The organism is Calothrix sp. PCC 7507, assembly GCF_000316575.1.
Taxonomy (GTDB): domain Bacteria; phylum Cyanobacteriota; class Cyanobacteriia; order Cyanobacteriales; family Nostocaceae; genus Fortiea.
Genome location: NC_019682.1, coordinates 3,426,978 through 3,445,933 on the forward strand (window position 1 = coordinate 3,426,978; position 18,956 = coordinate 3,445,933).

Genomic DNA, 18,956 nt, shown 5'->3' on the forward strand with positions numbered 1-18,956 from the left:
CGGTCTCCGTGCCCTTACCAACGCATCTGTATCATTTATTAAAGTGAAATGGCATTAGTGGTGTTCAGATACCCGACTTTTCCAAGAAGTCGGGGATCTCGCAGCCCTACAGATGATTCGCTACTGCTTCGCTATCGCCTTAGAGATTTGCGGCATTAATCACGCCAAAACCCCATTTAGTGTCAAAAGTTCCTGCGGGTTTTCCGGGGATAGAACTATTCTTGCGTAGCAATTCTTTCACCGTAGCGGGGTCAAGTTTAGGATCGCGCTGCAATAACAGTGCCACTAAACCAGTCACGAATGGCGCCGCCATACTTGTACCAGCCATCGCTACGAACTTAGAATTGATCATCATTGAGCGATCGCAACCAGCGTCAGCAGAAAGAGTCGAGACAATCATCGCGCCCGGTGCAGCGACATCTGGCTTCTGGGCATTATTACGCAATGGTCCTTCACTGCTGAACTCAGAAATGGCATGTAAATCCATACCCATTTCTCGGACTTGACCATCAATATCTGTATACTTCGCCTTTGTAGTATAAGCAGCTACTGTCACCGCACTGCTAGCGGCTCCCGGTGATCCAATTTTCACGCAATCTTTAACACTATTACCTGTAAAAAACACCGCCGATCTATCATCAAGAGTCCACACATCCAGACGTGTGTCGTTGTCGGCAGTATTGCGTACCCGCAACTGCCAAATACCACCCATAACTAGCGAGGGGCCGTTACCACGGATTTGGACAAAGAAATTATGATCACCGTTACTTTTATCAGGTGCTGGTGTGACTATTTCCACCTTTGCATCTGGTAACTGATAATTTTGGGAGGGATTGCCATCAGGAATAATTTTTTGGAAGGGTGTCACAAAACCGTTGGGACTCCGCAAGGACACTTCCAATTGACTATCACTGTCATACCAACCATTTAACCAGACGATGCCTACTTGATTCAAAGGCACATTAAAGCGTACACCACGGGTGCGGTTGGCAGCTACGGTTGTTTGAGCGTGAATGTTATCATTGCCTTCATTACCCGCCGCACAGCAAACAATCCGTCCCGGCCCAGTTTCCGCATCAATGATTTTGGAAAGGGAATCGCTACCGTCGTGGGCGTCGGCGTGTCCACCCAAACTCAGATTCACCACTGCTGGCCGTCCTAACTCTCTAGCTACACGGAAAATATAGCGGACACCATCAGCAATGTGGGCATCTTGTAAGTCAGATTTGACAACAACTAATTCCGCTTCTGGTGCAACACCAGCATAGGTTGCATCAGCACCAGCAGCAATGCCAGCAACGTGAGTACCATGACCTTCAGTATCTTGGGAAATTGTCAGCTGTGCATCCGTGAATTCAGCCCCATAGTCACCCTCTTTGACTCCAGGCCCTGGCAGTGTTTGATCCCAAATGCGTAAAATCCGACCAGCGAAAGCAGGGTGTTTTGGGTCAATACCACTATCTACAACGCCGATAACTACGCCTTTACCAGTCAATCCGGTTTTGTTTTTAAAATCTGGCAATTGCACGCTTCCCGGTGCAACATCCATCCGCAACTGCATTTTCCGCGACGGTTTGATTCGTTGGATGACTTCGTCTTCGGATAAGGCATCTAAACCTTCTATGGGTAAGAAAGCCGTTCTGACACTACCTGAGTTTTGATTGACGCGAATTCCATATTGTTCTAGATAACTCAAGTCTGCATCAGCGTCACAGTAGAGAAAAACAACGCTCTTACTGGGCTTGACAGAACTTTTCGGGGCAATTAGACCGAGCGATCGCCTATGTGTAGTTAAAGCTTGCTCTCCTTCATTTTGATAATCCTGAAATGCCAGCAGTAGACCGGGAGAAAGTTTTTCGTGTCTCATTTTTACCTCAAATTCTCAGCACTTACAAAAACTAAAGTATTGATTTTAACAGTATTATTTGTCATTTGTTATTTGTCACTTGTACCGAGCGGAGCCGAGGTATTGGTCACTTGTCAATTGTCAAGAGTTCCACTCCCTCATTCCTCATTCAACTCAAGAAATACTCTCTAGTTATCCAGTCCCAAACTGAATTATTACGAAATAAAATCAAGTAGAAATAAATAAAGAATTATTAACAAATATTTGTATAAAACAGTAGGGGCGTAGTTTGCTTCTCCGTCAGGAGTACGGTTGTTCGCTCCTTCCTGGCAACGCATAATTAATGTCTGGGGATGTCTAAGTTTCTATCGTCAGTAGGAGCCACAAACAAGCTAATATTTGCAACGATCGCTCCTGAAGACATAAAAAGTAATTCATGCAGATTCAAACACCAGACTGGGTTAAACACGCTGTTTTCTACCAGATTTTTCCAGACCGATTTGCTAGAAGCAAACAACCGCGCAAACGGCTGTTGCATGAAGCGCGTTGGGAAGATTGGGAAGCCATGCCCACACTCCAAGGTTACAAAGGCGGCGATTTGTGGGGCATCCTCGAAGGATTAGACTACATACAAGCTCTGGGAATTAACGCTATTTACTTCACACCCATCTTTCAATCAGCCAGCAATCACCGCTATCATACCCACGATTATTATCAGGTTGACCCGTTATTGGGTGGCAATGAAGCTTTTAAGGAATTGCTAGACGCAGCCCATCAACGCAATATCAAAGTTGTTCTCGATGGCGTATTCAATCACTCTAGTCGGGGCTTTTTCTTCTTCCACGACGTATTAGAAAATGGCCCCTATTCTCCTTGGGTAAATTGGTTCAAAATTCAAGGCTGGCCCCTAGCGCCCTACACTGGTGAATTACCTGCCAACTATGAGGGTTGGGCTAACAATCGCGCCTTGCCAGCATTTAACCACGATAACCCAGAAGTTAAGGAATACATTATGGAAATTGCCGAATATTGGATTAAATTCGGCATTGATGGTTGGCGGTTAGATGTCCCATTTGAAGTGAAAACTCCTGGTTTTTGGCAAGAATTTCGCCAACGAGTCAAAGCTATCAATCCCGAAGCCTACATCGTGGGTGAAGTGTGGGGAGATTCCCGTCAGTGGCTAGATGGGACACAATTTGATGGGGTGATGAATTATCTCTTTGCTGGGCCAACCATTGCCTTTGCAGCAGGCGATCGCGTAGTCTTAGACCAAGTCCAAAGCCGCGACTATCAACCATATCCACCCTTGTTTGCGGCTGAATATGCTGCCAAAATTCAAGAAGTATTGCAACTGTACCCTTGGGAAATTCAACTTACCCAATTAAATTTACTAGCAAGTCACGATACAGCCAGATTACTAACTATCTCTGGAGGCGATAAACCCAGCATCGAACTAGCAACTTTACTGTTACTCACCTTTCCTGGTGCCCCCAGTATCTACTATGGTGATGAAGTAGGTTTACCCGGTGGGATAGATCCCGACTCCCGTCGTGGTTTTCCCTTAGAGACTAGCTGGGATAAAGAAATTTTCACCACTCACCACCAATTAATTACCCTACGTCAAACTCACCCCGCCTTACGTATAGGCGATTACCAAGTTCTCTTTGCTCAAGGGGCACTTTACATCTTTGCACGCACCTTGGGAACAGAGGAACTGATTATTGCCGTTAACGTTGGTACAGCACCAGCTAAAGCCAATCTAGATTTAGCAAGTCTGCGTACTCAACCCAACCAACTTTTATATGGCAACGCAGAAGTAGAGTGGTATGGTGAACCAGCAACTCAACAACTTTCGTTAACTCTTCCTCCCCGCACTGGCTGTATCCTGGGCGTGAGCTAAGTTTGTACACAGAGCTAAAGAGTGGGGAAGTCGAGAGATGTGCCCAATAGCGCTAGACCCCTTAACAATTCCCCATTTCCTATTCCGGCGTTGCTGAATCGAGGTATGAAAGTTGAAAATTCCATCTCTCTCTTTTCTTACTCTCTGCGCCTTTGCGCCTCTGCGTGAAACAAATTCATACTTTCACTCAGCAACGCCTCCTATTCCCTATATCAAGAACGCCTACCCCCAGCAAGCATTGCAGGCATCAATACCGCATCAATAACGTGAATTACCCCATTATCTGCCAGAATATCGGTTGTGAGAACTGTGGCATCATTCACCTTGATTATGCCGTCAGCAGATTCAATTGCCACAATAGACCCCTCAAGAGTTTGTGCCTCATCAGTCTGCTCTAAATCCTCAGCCCAGACATCGCCAAAAGCCACGTGATACGTCACAATTTTCTTCAGCTTGGGGATGTCTTGTAGTAGCGAATCGAAAGTTCCCTTTGGCAACTTGGTAAAAGCCTCGTCAGTAGGTGCAAAGAGTGTGAAAGGCCCAGGACTCTTGAGAATTTCTATGAGTTCCAAAGCTTCAAAAGCCTTCAGCAGCGTGTTGAAATTTCCTGCATTTTCAGCAGTTTCCACAAGGTCAGCCATGAGGTTGAGTTAATTTATTAACTTGGTGTTACAACACACTTATAAAGTGTCAAAACGTTGTCAACCTCTATCAAGAGAAAGGTTCCTCACAACTGAGTACGCAGCAGTACATTGATCAGTACTGCTAAACTGGGGAATAACCCCAAAAACCACATGACTATGCTAAAGCGTTCTAAGTTCGAGACCACCCAGTCTCAAATCATGCACCGTGCTGAAGATTTGATTAGTGCAGCTTCAAATCGCTACCGCATTACAGTTCAAGTGGCAAATCGTGCCAAGCGTCGGCGTTATGAAGACTTTGAAAGTGCAGAAGATGCCATGATGAAACCAGTTCTCAGGGCAATTATCGAGATGTCCGATGAGCTAACACAGCCAGAAATTATTGGCGAAATTTAAATCAGTGAACAGTTATCAGTGTAGACGCATAGTGGCTTGTCACAGGCTATAGTTATCACGGTTTCAGTCGGGGATTTAAACTCCACTGAAACCCACCACTTTAGGTCAGTCATGCCAGTTCCGACAATTTTCCGAACTAAGGTAACCCACATGTTTCTGACAACCAAGTACTTAGCATTATTAATTGCCCTGATTGCGGCCATGATAGTTGTCTTGGATGATCATGTGATCCCACCTGCTTTAGCTCAAAGAATCAGCCCTAGCGATGTTTGGCAGCAAGTGTATCAACAATTGCCCGACTTCCCCAAGGAAAATAAATACGTTAGTAAAGAGACGGGAAAAGTAGCCGAAAACAACACTCTAGCGAGTCGCTTAATCCGCTATCACGTATATGTGAAAGAGCGGACACCAAATTATCGCCTAGATTGGAAACTAACTTTAGCTGATTATCTCGGTGCAAATGAAATAATGTATGATGTCACCTATCCTGGGAATGATACATTAAGAGAAAATCCTCTGGAAGGCGATCGCACTGCTATTACTCGTCTCAACCGTCGCCAACGAGATGCTGTAGTCCAAGTCCTAACTAACATCTTTAATCCTCGGGCCTCAACTCCAATAGCCCCAAACCCCAATACTTCTACCCCAAAACCACCCCCATCAGGTGGTGCAGAACTTTTGAAGTAATCTTTGATTAAATCAAGCTTGTATGTTTGCTTAATCTTATGCTATACTTGTAAAGTTGAATTAAAATCCTAGGATAAAAGCAAAGAAGTTTAAATCCTGAGTTTTAAATTAGCATTAACGGGGCGTAGCGCAGCTTGGTAGCGCGCCACTTTGGGGTAGTGGAGGTCGTGGGTTCGAATCCCGCCGCTCCGATTGATAGTAAAAACAACCAGCTAGTATTTGGTAAAAAACTAGCTGGTTGTTTTAGTTTAGATAATACCTAAATGTTCTTTAAAATGGCACGAAGTCGTATCCAGCAGGAGATTTACTACTCGGTTGGATCTTGACTAATATTGCTGTACCGTTGCGATCGCCCGATGGCTGAAATGCTATCTTACCTGTAGCACCATTAGCTGAGAAACTCGAACTATGCAGTATCTTTTGTAATTCTTCGCGGCTGCTACCTTGCTGTAAACCTTTGGCGATCGCTACAATTGCATCATAAGCTGTGGCTGTTCGCCAGTTAACATTTCCACCCCAAAGTTTGACAGCATTTTGGGTAAAAGGATTGCCGGGAATCGCCGTAGGATGCCAAGGCACAGGTAATACTAAGCCATTAACATTTGCTTTCCCCGCCTGTAGGGTTTGAAATCTATAAAGTGTAGGACTAGCGAGTAATGTTAATTTACCGTCATTTGCTGCTGCTAATTCTATAGCTTTGTTGAGTCTATCCACATGAGGGGCTAACACCAAGCTATCAGCACCACTGCTAATAAACTGGGACAAAATGGTACTAGGGTTGAAATTGGCGGCAGAAATATCGCAATCAGTAGGATTAACTTTGCCACCCTTAGCCACTATATTTTTGACCAATTCATCTTTAAAAGACAAAGTATCAATCGATTTAGAATCAATACAGATGCCGATATTAGTTTTACCCGATTTTTTAGTGTAATTAGAAAGGCTTTCGGCAAACGAACCATTACTAGGAACAGTACGAAATATATAACTGCCGATATTAGAGAGATTTTGTGCAGAACTCGTAGGAGAGATCATCACTAAACCGCCCTGTTGATAAACTGGTGCCGCAGCTATAGAAGCATCACTAGAATTGTGTCCTACTACAGCCAGAATACCAGGATCTTTGATCGACTGCGTGGCAATCTGTTGAGCTTTGCTAGGATCATTATCATCGTTAGCGATCGCCACCTGTAAAAGCTTACCAGTAATGCCACCACTGCGATTTATCTCATCTTGAGCCTGAGCCACCCCCCGCAAAATCTCTTTGGCTACATCTAAATTGCCACCAATAGGCACACTGACTGCAATTTTTAAGTATTTGCCCTTTGCTGCCAAGGAATTATTTAAATAAATTAATGCCTCTGGATCGTTGCGATTTTTCAGTAAAGATGACTTAAAACCATCGCCAGCTTTGGCAAAATCACCCTTAGCAAAAGCTTGTACTCCTGATTCTTTATCAGGGTTCGTGTCAGCAGTTACTAAAATTTTCTCACCTAAGCTACTCTGTTGTGACGCAGAATCGGAAGCTGGTTGAGGATTATTTCCTGGTAGTACAGAATTTGAACTTTTGTTTGATACTTGATTCCATAACCAAAATCCACCACCTAGCACAGTAGTCGTAACCAGTAGAGATAAAATCAGCAGCTTTGTTTCCTTTTGGGAATTCATTATCAAATTTTGGGTTGTAAGTCAGTCTGTGTAAAAATTAGTATTAAATAAGTAGTTGGACAAAAATATTTACAGTCATTGCGAACGGGAAGGCTCCGCACAAATACGTTCAAAAATCAATTAGGAATCCTATATCTACTTATGGTTTACTAATGAATATCGGATTTCCTATAACTATGATTGTCTTGGTGTCAATTCGTTGTAGGCTGTAGATTGCAGGATCTATAGTCTAGTAATGTGCTATCAAACAAATCTGCCAATCAACTTTTGCAAGAGTGATTGTTACCAGTTACAAAGTCTTCTACACTTACTGCATAGGTTTTTAAGTCTCAACAGCTCCTCATAATGGTCAACGATACTGAATACATCAGACAAACTGAAGCCACTCGTGTGGAAGTATTAAGCGAAGCGCTACCTTATATTCAACAATTCGCTGGACGCACTGTGGTTGTTAAATACGGTGGTGCGGCGATGAAAGATAGCACCCTTAAAGATAAAGTCATCCGTGATGTTGTATTTTTATCTTGCGTCGGCTTGCGCCCAATTCTTGTCCACGGTGGCGGGCCAGAAATTAACAGCTGGTTAGATAAACTGGGAATTGAACCACAATTTAAGAATGGTTTACGAGTGACTGACGCTGCCACAATGGATGTGGTGGAAATGGTTTTAGTCGGCCGAGTTAATAAAGAAATTGTCGAACTGATTAACCAAGCTGGTGGCTTGGCGGTGGGACTTTGTGGTAAAGATGGTAACTTAGTTACAGCTCGTCCCCAAGGTGAAGAAGGCATTGGCTTTGTGGGAGAAGTCAGTAATGTCAACGTGGAAATTTTAAATACATTGGCGAGTAATGGCTATATTCCAGTAGTTTCGAGTGTCGCTGCTGACGAGACAGGACAAGCCTACAATATCAATGCGGATACTGTAGCTGGAGAAATAGCGGCAGCATTAGGGGCAGAAAAGTTGATTTTACTGACCGACACTAGGGGTATTTTAAAAGATTATAAAGACCCGTCAACCTTGATTCCCAAAGTAGATATTCCCGAAGCCCGCGAGCTGATTGCCAATGGTATAGTTAGTGGTGGCATGATTCCCAAAGTAACTTGTTGTGTGCGATCGCTTGCTCAAGGTGTCAAAGCTGCACACATCATTGACGGGCGCATTCCCCACGCCCTACTACTAGAAATTTTTACAGACGTTGGTATCGGGACAATGATTCTCGGTTCCCAGTTTACTAAATGATAGGCAACTGGTACTGACTTGTGCCGAGCGTAGTCGAGGTAGCGGAGCCGAAGTATAGGCAATAGGCAAAGCAGTCCATCCAAAATATGTGGGGTTTCATGAAACCTTTGAGGGTGGGCTTTTACTTGCCTAAAGAACTAGCGCGGAGACAAAATCACTCGCGATCGCCCCCTGAATGGTGTGTCATGCCATGAATTATTCACATTCACCGGATTTGGTGTTGAGTAACGAATTCTCGGATAATTCACATTGGGATAAATCTGTCTGGGATAGACGACATTCTGCCTCACACCGCCATCACGGTAATAACTGCGATGTATAATTTGTCTTCTAGCCGGATGAACAACCCGAAAATTGCTAGTAGGATAATTCACATTGGGATAAATCTGCCTGGGATAGACGACATTCTGCCTGATATCACCATCATGGTAATAACTGCGATGTATAATTTGTCTTCTAGCCGGATGAACAACCCTAAGATTGTTAATCGGACTGCCATAAACAGAGTAATTAGGTGCAGGTAGTTGGTTAACACGAGCGCCATTAATAATAATCACCGATTGGGCAGAAACTGGAGCAATTGCCGCGTTCATCACTGCCAGGGTTATACCTACGTATAGGCAATTTAGCGGCAAATGCTTGATTTTAGGCATATTTTGTGCAGTCATATTTGACAACCTAGAATCATTAACTTTAACGACTTAACAATTAGCCATAGCTACTTAGCTAATTACTTAAAATTTTAAAATTTTATCTGCTTTAAATGTTGCTAGCTTCTTAAAAAGTTTCAAAAAGATTCCTGGCATTGGCAAAATTAAAGTATTGCTGAATTGTGTGTATAACGTGAGTGCAGAAAGTTTAGAAATTGCCAGGGCTATCTTCCAGACTGGGAAAGTTGCCTTTGAAAGTGGGCAATATCGAGAAGCCGTAGAAAATCTAGAAAAGGCCAGCACCCTTGTGGCACGTAATTCTCGCCTTGGGGGTGAAGTGCAACTTTGGCTGGTGACAGCTTATGAAGCTGCTGGGAGAACAGAAGATGCGATCGCCCTTTGCCAACAACTCAAACGCCATCCCTATTCCGAAACCAGCAAACAAGCGCGGCGGTTAGTCTACATCTTACAAGCGCCTAAACTGCAAAGACCTAGCGAGTGGATGACGGAAATCCCCGATTTAGGTGCATTGTCTGATAACGAATCCAAAATTCGCATAGCTGCTAAACCTCGTAACTCTTCTGGGATAAAAAAGCCTACTGAACCAGAATTTCTTGACCTCAGTCAGGTCAATACCAGCGATAATCGCTTTATCTGGCTGGCGCTAATTGTCATTAGTTTGACGCTTTTGTACTTAGCTTGGTTAAGTAACAACAGTGTCACAAGTTAAATCAGTTAATAAATTGATAACTGTTAACTGTTAACTGTTAACTGTTTTGGAGATTTAGAGTAATGAATTCGTCGCATTTAGGAAAGATTTTAGTGTCATCCCTCAAAACATGGGGCTTTGTGCTGGCAAAATTACAATTTCTCAGCATCTTGAATCCTCAAAACCTGATTAATCGGTGCTTATCTCTCCCAACGAACACAGGTGCAGCAAAAATCCCTAAACCCACAGTCTGGCTGATAGTATTAGCATCCCTGTTGCTATCTGGTTGCGTTAAATATGACGTGGGAGTGAATTTTAGCAACTCAAATCGTGGCGAAATAGTACAGCATATTAAGTTGGGAGAACGGCTCACCAGTTTTAGTGGTGACTATGTGTATGAATGGTTAAATAGCATCGAGCGTCGCGCCCGCAAACTAGAAGGTAAAGCGCAGCGGGTTTCTCCAGAAGAAATTATTGTAACCATTCCTTTTACTAATGGTGAGGAATTACAAACAAAATTCAACGAGTTTTTTAACTCTCGTGTCAATCAAAAAGCTGAGTCAGTAGAAAGTGGATCTGATTCCGAACTACCGAAAATTGAATCAAATTTACACTTAGAGCAGAACAATTTTTTACTTTTAGTCAAGAATCGGTTGATTTATGATTTAGATTTGCGATCGCTCTCTGTGATTGCTAGCAAAGGTAACGTCCTAGCAAATCCCGGCTCGATTCTCGATTTAGAATTTAGCTTACAAGCCCCTTGGGGTGTCAGTAATATTGCGATCGCTGAAGATGCAATTGAGCCAGAAAAGAGCAACAATCAGCTAGTATGGCAGTTAAGACCTGGTGAACTTAACCACATAGAAGCTACCTTCTGGCTTCCCAGTCCCCTAGGTATTGGTGCTTTGTTAATTGTCTTGTTTGTCTGGGGAGGACTGTATCTCAGATATACTTTCATGCCAGATCCCAGAATTCAATTTGGGCATAAAGTAGCAGTCACAGAGTAGTGCTGAGTGCTGAGTAAAAAGAACATACTCAGCACTCATAACTCACCACTCATTAAGGAGACAACCGCTCAATTTTCCAACTACCATCATCCAAGTGACTATAAAGTAAGCGATCGTGCAGACGACTGGAGCGTCCTTGCCAAAACTCAATCTCTGTAGGGATAATTCGCAAGCCTCCCCAATGCGTCGGGCGGGGAATCTCCTGATTTGCATACTGGCTTTGGAATTCTTGCAACCGTTGCTCTAAAAATTCCCGGCTGCCAATTACCTCACTTTGATTAGATGCCCACGCGCCCAGCCGACTATTCTGAGGACGACTGGAAAAATACTGATCCGACTCGTTTTCAGAAGCTTTCTCCACACGCCCTGCAATCCGCACTTGGCGTTCCAATTCAGCCCACCAAAAAACCAGCGCTGCTTGGGGATTTTCTGCCAATTCTTGTCCTTTGCGACTGTTGTAGTTGGTGAAAAAGACAAATCCTCGTTCATCAAAATCTTTTAGCAACACCATTCTCGCCGAAGGTTTACCGTCTGGTGTGGCAGTGGCGATAGTCATGGCGTTGGGTTCAGGAAGTTGGGCTGCTAGTGCCTGAGCAAACCACCTTTTAAATTGTATAAATGGGTTGGGATCAGCCTCAATTTCGCTCAAATCTTGTAAAGTGTAGTCTTTGCGAAGGTCGGCTATATTTTTATCCACCGTAGTTTGCTCCCTTATAATCAGATACGCTTATACACGTCTTTGTCAAAAATATTTATGATGATGATCAGTGCCAACACCAGTTGAGCAAATTCTTTCAACAAGTTGCGGCGATGCGTCCCCCACCATACCGTAGCAAGATTCTACAAGGTAATTTGTCATTTGTTATTTGTCATTTGTGAAGAGTCAAGGGTCAAGAGTTAAGAGTCAAGGTTATTGTCTTCCTCATCCTCCTGCCCCCTTGCCCTGAGCGAAGTCGTTCGCGTAGCGTCTCGCAGAGAAGGGCTGCACCCAGTCCCCAGTTCAATGATGTCTCGAAAACAGATTGCATCAGATGCGCCGTTCAGCCTCCCTTCAACGTTTGTTAATATATGGTCTGAGCGGTCCAATGATCGCTCTCAATGTCTGGCTGCTATCCGTATTTTTCAACTATTTCAAGCATCCTATTACAATCCTCAGCATTGCGGCAATTCTAGCTTTTTTACTAAATTACCCCGTTAAATTCTTTAAACGGGCGCGGATCAGCCATACTCAGGCAGTGATCACCGTTTTGTTCATAACTTTAACGCTGTTTGTTGTGTTGGGCGTTACGTTAGTGCCGATGTTAATTGACCAAAGCATCCAACTGTTAGAGAAGATTCCTAATTGGTTAGCCGCCAGTCGCAGCAACCTAGAGCAGTTTGAGAATTTGGCCAAACAGCGGCGTTTGCCCCTTGATTTGAGCGTAGTTAGCAATCAAATCAATGCCAACATTCAGAATGTGGTACAGCAGTTCGCCTCTGGTGCGGTGGGATTTGCCGGAACGCTGTTAACAGGATTAATCAACTTTGTGTTAGTGTTCGTGCTGGCATTTTATATGCTTTTATATGGCGATCGCGTCTGGTATGGCTTAGTCAATCTCTTGCCAGAGAAACTGAGAGCTCCTTTAACCAGATCCTTAAGGCTCAATTTCCAGAACTTTTTCCTCAGCCAGTTGTTGCTAGGATTATTTATGGTGGTTAGCCTAACGCCAATTTTCTTAGTGATGAGAGTGCCCTTTGCCCTCTTGTTTGCCATCTTAATCGGCATCTCTGAACTTATTCCCTTTATTGGCTCAACCCTCGGCATTGGACTAGTAACAATGTTGGTATTGCTACAAAATTGGTGGTTAGCAGTTCAAGTAGCCCTGGTAGCAATACTTTTACAGCAGATCAAAGATAACCTTTTAGGTCCTAAGTTACTTAGTGATGCGATCGGACTTAATCCCATCTGGATTTTTGTTGCTATTTTAATGGGATTCGAGATCGCCGGGTTATTGGGGACAATGGTTGCTGTGCCGATCGCTGGTACTATTAAAGGCACTTTTGATGCAATCAGGAGCCGTAATCCAGGTGATTTTGTATCACCCTTTACTATTACTAATGATTTGTCTGTCGATGACGATAGATAGGGCAATCGGATCTGGGAACTAGAAATAATTTTCCCCATCCCAAAATTAAGACAATATTGAACTACTAGTATATGCTTAGATTTTTTGTATAAAATAGTATATTAATTTATAGTTACATCTGGTAATTATACAATTGACGCTAAGAGTTGCAAGACTTTTTTTTGTCAAAATGTCTAAAATCCAAACTTGCACAATCAGAAATCACAATTCACAATGAGATTGAATACAAATCTCCATGAGTCATTCAGTAAAATTTATTACGTATCTTTTGAGTTCCAATGAAACAAGTAAACTTTGTCTTAGTTTTTATTATTTGTTTAGCCTTGGCTCTATTTTCGATAGAAAACACTGAACTAAGTACAATTCATATTGTGCCTGGTGTACAAGTGCAAGCACCCATAGCAGTTGAGTTACTTTTGGCAATCGGGTTAGGTGCAGTTTTCGCGTGGCTATTTAGCATCTGGACACACTTACAGCGACAGCTAGTATCTAGCCAACAACTGCGCCAAAAAAACGTCCAAATTCAAGAACTAGAGAGTAAGGTAAAACAGTATCAAGCGGACATTCAATCATTACAACCTATATTGCCACCAGCAGCTGATGCCTAAACAAACACAGCACGAGCGATATCTCACAACAAGTCACTCTGCATCTACACTAAATAAGTCTGCTGTTCAATCCACGCCTTTTGACTAAATTACATGGATGCTTCCGAGCTATTAGAAACAATTACACACCTCATTCACCAGGCTGAAAGAGGAGAAATTGATCCTTGGGACGTCCAGGTAATTGAGGTGATTGACCATTACTTGGAACTAATGGCACCAGAGGCAACAGCCAGAGGCTATGAAGCTGATTTGTCTCAATCTGGACAGGCTTTTTTATCAGCATCGATGCTAGTGTTATTCAAGGCCAACACATTGATGCAATTACAATCAGCGATCGATGAGCCAGAATCCATACTAGATGATGCACTACTAGAAAACGAAAACGGGGTATTACATCAGGGTCATCGCTTGCAACTAGAAAAACACCTGCGTCGCCGCCCAGCAGCAATGCCACCACCTAAACGCCGTGTGACTCTGCAAGAGTTAATTGACCAATTGCAGATCATGGCAAACCAGCTAAAACTAGTACAAAAAGAAAGTAAACCTACCCGTCCTCGACGTCAGCCTAGCGTCCAAACTATGCGGGCAGCGCTAGAATTGGCTCATCAAGAAAATCTCACGGAAGTAGCTGGGGAACTAGAGCAGGTGTTGCAGCTTTCGGCAACAAAGCTACATTTGGATCAAAATTGGTTAAATTTGGAACAACTTGTGGAATTGTGGACTCAAAGCAAACATCCATACCAAGATTTATCTGCCCATGAGTCAGAACATAGCCACATAGTAAGTGTCTTCTGGGCACTACTACTACTTTCGGCTCAATCCAAAGTAGAGCTATTTCAAGAGGAATTTTACCAAGAGATCAAGGTTCGGCTACTTACATGGGAACAGCCCATGAACTAAGGGACTGGGGACTGGGGACTGGGGAGGATGAGGAAGACAATAACCTTGACCCTTGACCCTTAACAAATGACCAATGACCAATGACCAATGACAAATTAATAATTTACAGACTTTTACTTCAGCAAACCCCAAAATCTGAGTAAATTGTAAAGATAACCAATAGAGTATTTACAACAATCAGTAAATTCTCGTGATCCGTGCTATTGGGGATGACTGAGAATAAAAACCAACCGATGATTAAATATAACTTGATGAAAGTAAACTGGCTTGTGGTTGAGGAATAAACTTTTATGAAGGCGATGATTCTCGCGGCGGGCAAAGGTACTCGCGTGCGTCCGATTACTTATACAATTCCCAAACCCATGATTCCTATCCTGCAAAAGCCAGTGATGGAATTTTTACTAGAACTGTTACGTCAACACGGCTTTGACCAGATTATGGTCAACGTTAGCCATTTGGCGGAGGAAATTGAAAACTATTTCCGTGATGGTCAAAGGTTTGGCGTCCAGATTGCTTATTCTTTTGAAGGGAAAATTGATGACGACGGCAAACTGGTGGGTGAAGCCATCGGTTCTGCTGGCGGGATGCGCCGTATCCAGGACTTCTCACCGTTTTTTGACGATACATTCGTGGTGTTGTGCGGTGATGCTTTGATTGACCTGGATTTGTCAGCAGCGGTCAAGTGGCATAGATCAAAAGGGTCAATTGCTACTATTATTACGAAATCTGTTCCTCGGGACGAAGTTTCTAGCTATGGTGTTGTAGTCACCGATGATGATGGGCGCATCAAGGCTTTCCAAGAAAAACCCTCAACCAATGAAGCCCTGAGTACTAACATCAATACGGGTATTTACATCTTTGAGCCGGAGGTATTTAACTACATTCCTTCCGGTATAGAGTATGACATCGGTGGACAGTTGTTCCCCAAATTGGTAGAAATCGGTGCCCCTTTCTACGCCATCCCTATGGACTTTGAATGGGTAGATATTGGTAAAGTACCAGATTACTGGCGGGCAATTCGTGGTGTGCTACTAGGTGAAATCAAAAATGTGCAAATTCCTGGCCATGAAGTTGCCCCAGGTATTTTTACTGGCTTAAATGTAGCCGTGAATTGGGACAAAGTGGATATCACAGGGCCAGTTTACATCGGTGGTATGACCAGAATTGAAGACGGAGCTAAAATTGTCGGTCCAGCGATGATTGGCCCCAATTGTTGGATTTGTAGTGGTGCAACAGTAGATAATAGCGTCATTTTTGAATGGTCACGCCTGGGGCCAGGAGTACGCCTAGTTGATAAACTGGTGTTTGGGCGTTATTGCGTAGATAAAACTGGGGCCACCATCGATGTCCAAGCAGCAGCTTTAGACTGGTTGATTACTGATGCTCGGCAAGCACCACCAGACCATACCCCATTAGAGCGACAAGCGATCGCAGAATTGTTGGGCACTAACGGAAGTTAGTCAAAGGTCAACCCTTCGGCTACGCTCAGGGCAAGAGGTCAAAGGTCAAAAGTCAATATCTTCACTTCTTGACTCTTGACTCTTGACTCTTGACTCTAACTATTCAAATACGTATATCTTCTGAGACTCTGCTCATAAGTTTGCAGCAGTCGCTGAGATTCTGCCAGGGTGATACGCTTTTCTTCCAAAGCGTGTTCACAGCGTTGGCGAATCCTTTCCACCATGTCCTCAGAGTCATACTGTACGTAGCTCACTACTTCACTCATGGTATCACCTTTGACCACATGTTCAATCTGGTAGCCCTTGGGCGTCAATTGGATGTGAACAGCGTTGGTGTCGCCAAACAGGTTGTGCAAGTTGCCCATGATTTCCTGGTAGGCTCCACTAAGGAACATTCCTAGATAGTAGGGTTCTCCTGGCTGGAAGGTGTGCAGTTCTAAAACAGATTTGACATCTCGCAGGTCAATAAAACGGTCAATTTTGCCATCACTATCGCAGGTTAAGTCTGCTAAAATTCCCCGTCGTGTTGGTTCTTCACCTAGGCGGTGAATGGGCATGATGGGAAATAGCTGGTCGATCGCCCAGCAATCTGGTGCTGATTGAAACACGGAAAGATTGATGTAGTAGATGGAAGCCATGATTTTCTCTAGGTCTTCCAGTTCATCAGGTACATATTCTTGCTGTCTAGTAATTTCCAGAATTTTTTGACAACAAGCCCAGTAGAGGCGTTCAGCTTTGGCGCGTTCTCTGAGGCGCAAAATTCCCAAGTTGAAGCGGCTGATTGCCTCTTCTTTAAATTGGGCTGCGTCGTGATAAAGCTCTTGATAGTTCTCTTGGTTAATCGATTGGTAAGATTCCCACAGGTAATTAATAATTGGAGATTCTCCTTCCTGTGGGGGTTCTGGGGGATTTAGGGGGACATCGCTGGTACTGAGGATATCAAAAATCAGTACTGATTGATGGGAGGCGATCGCCCGTCCACTTTCGCTAATCAGTGTAGGTACGGGTATTTGCCGCTCTGCACAGGTATCTTTTAACTCTGCCACGATATCGTTAGCATAGTTTTGCATGTTGTAGTTTTTCGAGGCGTAGAAATTTGTTTGGGAACCATCGTAATCTACACCCAAGCCACCGCCAACATCGAGATATTTCATGTCTGCCCCCAGCATGGCCAACTCTACATAGATTCTGCTGGCTTCTTGGATGGCATCTTTAATGACATTAATGGCTGAGATTTGTGAGCCAATATGAAAATGCAACAACTGCAAAGCATCGAGTAAGTCGGCATCACGTAACTTATCAATGGCCTCGATTACTTCCGGCATTGTCAGACCAAATTTAGCGCGATCGCCACTGGAGGTTCCCCAGCGTCCCATACCTTGGGTACTGAGTTTAGCACGAACTCCCAAGATGGGCTTAATACCCAACTGGCGGTGAGCCGCAATTACTAGATCGACCTCCTCAATCTGTTCTAGGACGATAATTGGGGTTTGCCCTAGTCTTTGGGCTAACATCGCCGTTTCGATGTATTCTTGGTCTTTGTAGCCGTTGCAGATTAACAATGCTCCTGGGGTATCCAACACCGCTAAAGCAATCATTAATTCTGGTTTGGAACCGGCTTCTAAACCAAATTGATGGGGTTTGCCAAATTTCACCAAATCCTCAATCAAATGCCTTTGCTGATTGCACTTGACGGGAAATACACCACGATAGACACCAGGATAACTGTAGCGGGCGATCGCTTTCGCAAAACAAGCATTCAATCGCTCAATCCGATCCTCCAAAATATCAGAGAAACGGATGAGCATGGGCAGTCCCAAATTACGCTGCTTCAAGGAGTTGACTAATTCAAACAAGTCAAGAGAACCGCCTCGTTCGCCCTTGGGAGAAACAGTGACATGACCGGCAGCACTAATTGAAAAATAAGGTTGTCCCCAACCTTCAATACGATAGAGGGCTTCGCTATCCTCAATCTTCCAAGCGCGAGACAAATCTTCTGTGGTAGTGCTAGGTGGTAGCAGTTTTTTTTGCTTATGACTTTTCACTTCTGCTTTGTGTCCGCTAGACGACAGCTTAACTACCTCATCAGATGTAGCAGTTGACTCAACACCCATTTCTTCCTGACCTCTGTGTTTCACGCACGAGTAACTAATTTAACGCATTCGTTTAGGAACGGATATGCGCCCAAAGATAATTTCTGAGATAAACTCTGATTGGTCAAGTGTCAAGATTTAGTAGTCAGTAGAAATACGAATGACTACTCACCACTGACAATTGACTATAAAAACTTTATTAAGGTTTTCCCAGATGGCTTTGGAACGCACATTCTTAGCAATTAAACCCGACGGCGTACAGCGCGGACTGGTAAGTGAAATTATCGGGCGCTTTGAAAAAAAAGGTTTTACTCTTGTGGGATTGAAATTCCTCACGCCCAGTAAGGAATTAGCAGAAGCACACTATGCTGTTCACCGACAACGACCCTTTTTTGCAGGTTTAGTGGAATTTATCACTTCTGGCCCTGTCGTAGCGACAGTGTGGGAAGGTGAAGGTGTCATTGCATCGGCTAGAAAAATCATTGGTGCTACTAACCCTTTAACCGCAGAACCAGGAACAATTCGGGGCGATTTCGGCATTAACATTGGACGTAATATCATCCACGGTTCCGATGCGCCAGAAACGGCAAAAAGTGAAATTTCCTTGTGGTTTAAGGATGAAGAATTGGTGACTTGGCAGCCTGAATTGACACCCTGGTTGCACGAGTAGGTGGATGGGAAAGATGAGGGAGATTTTGCTCTCTCATCTTCTCTATCCCCCTGATCCTCCTCACCTTCAACAAAAAGGCGATCGCTTGACTTTTAAGCTCGACTTTATCCAAAATTAACGCGAGTTCGATGAACCTTTCCCCAACCCCTCTCCGAGACGGAGAGGGGCTTCAATATCCTGAGTTGGGCACAAAAAATTAGGGTTTTTAAGCCTCTCCCCGCTTCGGGGAGAGGTTTGGAGAGGGGTTATTTGGAATCTGTCGAACTCACGTAAAATTAATAGCTTCGTCTTCTTTATCCGGCAAAAACCCTGGCTTTTGGCAAATACTTTTTCCACGTCACTGATTATCGATAAAT

At 43.8% G+C, this 18,956-nt stretch carries 17 protein-coding genes and 1 tRNA gene; 12 read left to right on the forward strand and 6 right to left on the reverse strand.

Annotated elements, in window-relative coordinates:
• Positions 1–139: 139 nt before the first annotated feature.
• The gene (locus CAL7507_RS14525; RefSeq protein WP_015129228.1) at positions 140–1,867 is read right to left on the reverse strand and encodes a S8 family peptidase; all 1,728 of its coding nucleotides are present in this window, start codon (positions 1,865–1,867) and stop codon (positions 140–142) included.
• 415 nt (positions 1,868–2,282) lie between these two features.
• Here CAL7507_RS14525 and CAL7507_RS14530 point away from each other — a divergent pair, with 415 nt between their 5' ends.
• Positions 2,283–3,746, forward strand: coding sequence for a glycoside hydrolase family 13 protein (locus tag CAL7507_RS14530; RefSeq protein WP_015129229.1), 1,464 nt, complete (start codon positions 2,283–2,285; stop codon positions 3,744–3,746).
• A gap of 212 nt (positions 3,747–3,958) precedes the next feature.
• On the opposite strand, the gene CAL7507_RS14535 is transcribed toward CAL7507_RS14530, so the two are convergent.
• Complete coding sequence (locus CAL7507_RS14535; protein ID WP_015129230.1) at positions 3,959–4,387, reverse strand: fasciclin domain-containing protein; 429 nt, start codon at positions 4,385–4,387, stop codon at positions 3,959–3,961.
• A 159-nt stretch (positions 4,388–4,546) separates the two neighbouring features.
• Here CAL7507_RS14535 and CAL7507_RS14540 point away from each other — a divergent pair, with 159 nt between their 5' ends.
• From CAL7507_RS14540 to CAL7507_RS14550, 3 genes are all read left to right on the forward strand, one after another.
• Positions 4,547–4,783 (forward strand): DNA-directed RNA polymerase subunit omega, encoded by a 237-nt coding sequence (locus CAL7507_RS14540; RefSeq protein WP_042341339.1) that lies wholly within the window; start codon positions 4,547–4,549, stop codon positions 4,781–4,783.
• Positions 4,784–4,984: 201 nt separating this feature from the next.
• Positions 4,985–5,470: a hypothetical protein gene (locus CAL7507_RS14545; protein WP_369750939.1), complete on the forward strand. Its 486-nt coding sequence runs from the start codon at positions 4,985–4,987 to the stop codon at positions 5,468–5,470.
• A 118-nt stretch (positions 5,471–5,588) separates the two neighbouring features.
• Positions 5,589–5,662, forward strand: a tRNA-Pro gene (locus tag CAL7507_RS14550).
• 78 nt (positions 5,663–5,740) lie between these two features.
• Here the strand turns inward: CAL7507_RS14550 and CAL7507_RS14555 are convergent.
• Complete coding sequence (locus tag CAL7507_RS14555) at positions 5,741–7,138, reverse strand: ABC transporter substrate-binding protein (protein WP_015129233.1); 1,398 nt, start codon at positions 7,136–7,138, stop codon at positions 5,741–5,743.
• 342 nt (positions 7,139–7,480) lie between these two features.
• On the opposite strand from CAL7507_RS14555, the gene argB reads away from it, so the two are divergent.
• On the forward strand, positions 7,481–8,377 hold the full coding sequence (gene argB / locus CAL7507_RS14560; RefSeq protein ID WP_201447902.1) for an acetylglutamate kinase: 897 nt from the start codon (positions 7,481–7,483) through the stop codon (positions 8,375–8,377).
• A gap of 137 nt (positions 8,378–8,514) precedes the next feature.
• On the opposite strand, the gene CAL7507_RS14565 is transcribed toward argB, so the two are convergent.
• Positions 8,515–9,045 carry a hypothetical protein gene (locus CAL7507_RS14565; RefSeq protein ID WP_015129235.1) on the reverse strand — a complete coding sequence of 177 codons (531 nt, stop codon included), beginning with the start codon at positions 9,043–9,045 and terminating at the stop codon, positions 8,515–8,517.
• A 175-nt stretch (positions 9,046–9,220) separates the two neighbouring features.
• Between CAL7507_RS14565 and CAL7507_RS14570 the strand changes: the two genes are divergently transcribed.
• Together CAL7507_RS14570 and CAL7507_RS14575 are read left to right on the forward strand one after the other, a co-directional pair.
• Positions 9,221–9,757, forward strand: coding sequence for a tetratricopeptide repeat protein (locus CAL7507_RS14570; RefSeq protein WP_042341343.1), 537 nt, complete (start codon positions 9,221–9,223; stop codon positions 9,755–9,757).
• A gap of 62 nt (positions 9,758–9,819) precedes the next feature.
• A complete protein-coding gene (locus tag CAL7507_RS14575) occupies positions 9,820–10,743 on the forward strand; it encodes a DUF3153 domain-containing protein (RefSeq protein WP_015129237.1) in 924 nt (307 codons plus the stop codon).
• A 52-nt stretch (positions 10,744–10,795) separates the two neighbouring features.
• Here the strand turns inward: CAL7507_RS14575 and pdxH are convergent, their stop codons facing one another.
• Positions 10,796–11,440 (reverse strand): pyridoxamine 5'-phosphate oxidase, encoded by a 645-nt coding sequence (gene pdxH, locus CAL7507_RS14580; protein WP_015129238.1) that lies wholly within the window; start codon positions 11,438–11,440, stop codon positions 10,796–10,798.
• A 334-nt stretch (positions 11,441–11,774) separates the two neighbouring features.
• On the opposite strand from pdxH, the gene CAL7507_RS14585 reads away from it, so the two are divergent.
• The 4 genes from CAL7507_RS14585 (at position 11,775) to CAL7507_RS14600 (ending at position 15,837) form a co-directional block, all read left to right on the forward strand.
• Complete coding sequence (locus CAL7507_RS14585) at positions 11,775–12,869, forward strand: AI-2E family transporter (protein ID WP_015129239.1); 1,095 nt, start codon at positions 11,775–11,777, stop codon at positions 12,867–12,869.
• Positions 12,870–13,147: 278 nt separating this feature from the next.
• Entirely contained in the window at positions 13,148–13,477 is a 330-nt protein-coding gene (locus CAL7507_RS14590) for a lipopolysaccharide assembly protein LapA domain-containing protein (protein ID WP_015129240.1), read from the forward strand.
• A gap of 93 nt (positions 13,478–13,570) precedes the next feature.
• Positions 13,571–14,377: a segregation/condensation protein A gene (locus CAL7507_RS14595; protein ID WP_015129241.1), complete on the forward strand. Its 807-nt coding sequence runs from the start codon at positions 13,571–13,573 to the stop codon at positions 14,375–14,377.
• A 290-nt stretch (positions 14,378–14,667) separates the two neighbouring features.
• The gene (locus CAL7507_RS14600; RefSeq protein WP_015129242.1) at positions 14,668–15,837 is read left to right on the forward strand and encodes a sugar phosphate nucleotidyltransferase; all 1,170 of its coding nucleotides are present in this window, start codon (positions 14,668–14,670) and stop codon (positions 15,835–15,837) included.
• 95 nt (positions 15,838–15,932) lie between these two features.
• Here the strand turns inward: CAL7507_RS14600 and speA are convergent, their stop codons facing one another.
• Positions 15,933–17,951 carry a biosynthetic arginine decarboxylase gene (speA, locus tag CAL7507_RS14605; protein ID WP_015129243.1) on the reverse strand — a complete coding sequence of 673 codons (2,019 nt, stop codon included), beginning with the start codon at positions 17,949–17,951 and terminating at the stop codon, positions 15,933–15,935.
• 199 nt (positions 17,952–18,150) lie between these two features.
• Here speA and ndk point away from each other — a divergent pair, with 199 nt between their 5' ends.
• Positions 18,151–18,600: a nucleoside-diphosphate kinase gene (gene ndk / locus CAL7507_RS14610; protein WP_042342174.1), complete on the forward strand. Its 450-nt coding sequence runs from the start codon at positions 18,151–18,153 to the stop codon at positions 18,598–18,600.
• The last annotated feature ends 356 nt before the right edge of the window (positions 18,601–18,956 follow it).